General features: G+C 67.8%; 3 protein-coding genes and 1 pseudogene. 2 read left to right on the top strand and 2 right to left on the bottom strand.

Annotated features, from left to right (window positions below; genetic code table 11):
* Positions 1-89 precede the first annotated feature (89 nt).
* Positions 90-458 (top strand): PASTA domain-containing protein, encoded by a 369-nt coding sequence (locus ACWEBX_RS38025; protein WP_451889295.1) that lies wholly within the window; start codon positions 90-92, stop codon positions 456-458.
* A gap of 118 nt (positions 459-576) precedes the next feature.
* Here the strand turns inward: ACWEBX_RS38025 and ACWEBX_RS38020 are convergent.
* Both ACWEBX_RS38020 and ACWEBX_RS38015 read right to left on the bottom strand, forming a co-directional pair.
* Positions 577-702: pseudogene (locus tag ACWEBX_RS38020) on the bottom strand (VOC family protein); the annotation flags it as partial.
* 255 nt (positions 703-957) lie between these two features.
* The gene (locus ACWEBX_RS38015; protein WP_451889294.1) at positions 958-1,581 is read right to left on the bottom strand and encodes a hypothetical protein; all 624 of its coding nucleotides are present in this window, start codon (positions 1,579-1,581) and stop codon (positions 958-960) included.
* A gap of 533 nt (positions 1,582-2,114) precedes the next feature.
* Here ACWEBX_RS38015 and ACWEBX_RS38010 point away from each other — a divergent pair.
* Positions 2,115-2,930, top strand: a complete 816-nt coding sequence (locus ACWEBX_RS38010) for a hypothetical protein (protein ID WP_451889293.1) — start codon at positions 2,115-2,117, stop codon at positions 2,928-2,930.
* Positions 2,931-3,866 lie beyond the last annotated feature (936 nt).

Here is a 3,866-nt window from a genome sequence, read left to right as displayed (position 1 = left end):
TCCAGGTTGGCGGTCGCGCCCTCCTGACTGACGTAGGAGATACCGACCTTGACGTTCACGTAGCCAGCCCGATCAGAGGAGAACCCGCAATGCAACGCCGTGTCGTCATCGTCGCCGTCACCGCCCTGCTCGTCCCCGTCCTCGGTGCATGCAGCAGCGCCTCGCAGTCCAAGGGTTCCCAGTCGTCGCCCGCGTACGCAGCCGACAGTGTCAACGCGCGCTGCCGGGCGCAGGAGTGGCCCCAGCCCATGCCCGACGTCCAGGGCCAGCCGTTCGACCCGCTCGGCAAGGACCTCATGTGCTTCGACAACATCGAGGCCATGGCGCCCGACGGGCATGACGTGATGACCGACCCGGGCAGTGGGCTGGGTGCCTGGACCGTCGTTTCCAGTAGTCCCGGCCCGGGGGCCAAGGTCCGGATCACCACACCGATCACGCTCGAGCTCCGCAGAGGGTGAAGGCCCGAGGGAAGCGACCGCCGCCCGACCTGGGAGAGGCGCCCGACCCACCTGGGAGAGGGGCGCCCGGCCGGCCGTGGCCGTGGGTGGCCCTGTCCAAGGTGTGATCGCCGGAGATGAGGGTCGCCTTCGGGCGTACCACACAGAACTCGTTCCCCTCGGGATCGGTCAGAACGGTCCACGACTCCTCGCCGCTCCGCCCCACGTCCGCCCTGCGGGCCCCGAGCGCGAGGACGCGCGCGATCTGCGTTCCCGACTTTCCCGCCGAGCCGCCGCCAGCCGAGCCTCGGTCTCCGCCTCCGAAGCTGCCGTCATCCTGCCGGTGGCGCCATTCGAAACGCGGCACTGTGCCGCTTATGTGGTCCGTACGTCACTGCTTGATCGGTGTGACGAGTGGCTGTCAGCAACCTTGGAACTTCGTGGGTGTTGGGACCGCGCGGGCCATCCACCGGCCGTCGGTAAGGAACCGCGGCAGCATTGCCGAGCTGTCGGTCCACCTCTATGGGCAGCCCTCGTCGAACTTGGCTGCAGTGAGAGTCACCGGCTGCCCATTCAGCGCCGTACTTGCCGCCGGAGTCTGCGTACAAACCTGCCAGTTGGACTCGACGAGCACCCAACGGTCCTGCCCGCTCGCGTCTTCCACGCTGATCGAGGTGCCGCTGTCGAGCGCGGCCCGCGCCGCCTTCACGGACTTCCCCTTGAAGTCGGGCATCTTCCCGCCGGCTGCGGACGGCGCCTGCTCATCCTTCGCCGGGCACGTCTCCTCCAGCTTCACGGAACCGAAGTCGAGAGTCGTATCGACAGGCAGTGTCTTGCCGGGCTTGTAGTTCTGGCTGCACACCTTCCAGTTGCGGTCGAAGGCTTGCATGCGATCCCGGCCGAGCGAGTCGTGCGACTTCAACGAGAAGAAGCCTTGCTCCTGCGCCGCGTCCTGAGCGGACTGCAGGCCCATGCCGACAAAGTTGGGGACCTGCTTCCGCTCCGCGGGCTTGTCCTCCTTCGCTCCCGCCCCTGTGCTGGTCGACGTTGCCGTGCCGCTCGCCTTGTCGTCGGCCGGCTGGCAGGCGACGGTGCTGCCGACCGCAACGGTGAGCAGGATGGCGCTGATGAGGCGGGTACGCACAGATTCCCCCCGAGTGGTGCTGGTTCAGGCGGAACACGGTAGGCCATATGTGATTGAAACGTGCACGCCGTCACTGGGTCGTGACACAGCCGCGCCCCGCTCCTGGCCTCAACGGCGGAGGCGCGGGGGCGCTTGTTGTGTACGGGTGGGTCTGGTTCTACGGTGACCGTCGGCTGCGGCTTCGCGCTCGTCTTCTCGGTGCCGTCGTCGGACGACCCGATCCCAACTCCCATGAACAGGATCAGGATTGCGGCAGGGACGAGGATCCGCTTACGGGCCCACTTTGGTGCCGACGGGGGTGTCGGTGGTTTGCCCGAAGGTGCGTGTCCCGAGAAGGGCGGCTGGGTGGGTTGTGACTGGTTGTCTGACATGCGTCCCTCACAAGTGGTTCAGTGCGCACCGTAAGCAGCGAGGTACTGGTTCCGGTGCTGAACCGGCCTCCGTCAGCGAACTCCTGACAGCCGCCGACATTGCCTTGACCAGTGGGTTTGTGTGGCTGAGAGTGGCCGTACTGATCGACTGGGGTGGGAAGCATGACGCACGACGAATACGCACACCGCTGCGAGGAGCTCTTCGCGGTGGGCGGGTTCACGCAGGTCCGGAAGCTGTCCGAGGCCGGCCTCGAGGAGTTCGGGCCCGATCCGGTGCTCTACCGGTGGCTCGGCCTGGCCCACGCGGCGGAGGACGAGGACGACCACGACGCCGAGGCGGAGAAGGCATACGAGGCCGGGCTCGCACAGTGGCCCGACGACCTCGGACTGCTCGTCTCCTACCTGGAGTTGTGCCTGCGGGCCGACGGCTGGACGTATCCGGGGCGTAGCGGTCGAGCAGTCGTGCTCAAGGAGCGGATCGCCGTCCTGGCTCCGGCGGGTTCACCCGAGGCGGCGCGGGTGGAGGACGCGCTCGGCTTTGCCGGGCGGGGCTACTGGCAGGACATCCGGGAGAGAACGGCCACCGTGCGGGCCGAGCGGTCGGCTCTGACATCCCACAGCATCGATGTGGCGGAAGCGCTGGAGCGGGGCGGTCAGGCACCTGCGCATCCCGAGGATCTGCGAGCCGCTGAGGTGGCGGCCGCTCTGGAGTTGCTGGCCGGTCCGTGGCGGGCCCCGCTCCGGCTCATGGTCCGTCACCGGGTGGCCGCGTACGTTGCCACCTTCGTGCTCGTCCTCGCCACCAACAACGCGCTGGTACTGAGCGGGACTGTCTCATACAGCGCGTGGGGCTGGATCTGGTATGCGCCCCTCCTGCTGGCCGACGGAAAGCTCAAGCTGGCCCGGCGGGTGGCCCGGCAGCGGGTGATCGCCGCGATGGAGTCCCGGCACGCCGACACCGCCGCCCCCGCGGGCTAGAACCAGGTTCCGGTGGACGGTGCATTTTCCCGTCTGTGTCGCGCACCTTCGACAGCTCGGTGGACGGGCGATGAGCTCGGAAACGCCATCCGTAGAAGCGCGGGTAGACCTCCGAACCGAAGCGGGGAGCAGATCCAACAACTGTGCCAAGCAAGCTAGTTCACGAGAATGGGCAGGCCGGAGCGCTGTACGGATCGCGACCTGCCCGGCGACGGCGTGTCGCGCAGGTCCTGGGTGCGGTACCCCTGGGAAGAAGGATTTGGGAGGGGCAGGGGGCGGGTCAGCCACCTCTCGGGTGGCGCTCTGTGAGGAGTAGGGCCAGGGGCCTGGCGGGCAGGAGGAAGCGTCCCTCGTGCACCGCGCGCAGCGCGTCACTGATCGGCCACCGCAGCAGATGGAAGTCCTGCTCCATCGCGCTCAGTTGCTAGGCTCTCAGGGGGCAGGCCGCGAGCTTCGAAGAGGTAGACCCGTGTGCAGGGGAATTCAACGTGAGCGCGTGCGAGCCCAGCGGCGTCAACGTCAACGGCACCCAGTTGGAGCGCTGGAACTGCAACGGCGGCGCGCCAACCAGCAGTGGCTCTTGAACTGGACGAACTGGTGGCACACCGCCATTCCCCTCGCACTCTGTCGCCCTCGCGGCCGGCCCCAGTACTCATCGGGCCGGCCGGACTGACAGGGCGGTGCGTGCTGGATCCGTTGTGACGTGGATCAGTGGACGTCGACGTAGTCGGTGACCTTGGTGCTGGTGAGGTAGTGGTTTCCGGTCTGGCGGCTGACAGCGACGGCCCAGGTGCCGTCCTGTTTGGCGGTCACCAGGCCCGTGAGGTGGCCGTTGTGTTCGCCGCTCCGTCCTGGAGAGCGACCGCATCGCGTTGCTCGGCATCGACCTGCCACCGCTCGGGATCGCCCTGCTGGCCCAGCAGTTGCGCCAGCTCT

This window comes from Streptomyces sp. NPDC005070 (assembly GCF_053600395.1).
Note: the sequence above shows the minus strand (reverse complement) of the source record. Positions and strands in the feature narration are given on the sequence as shown.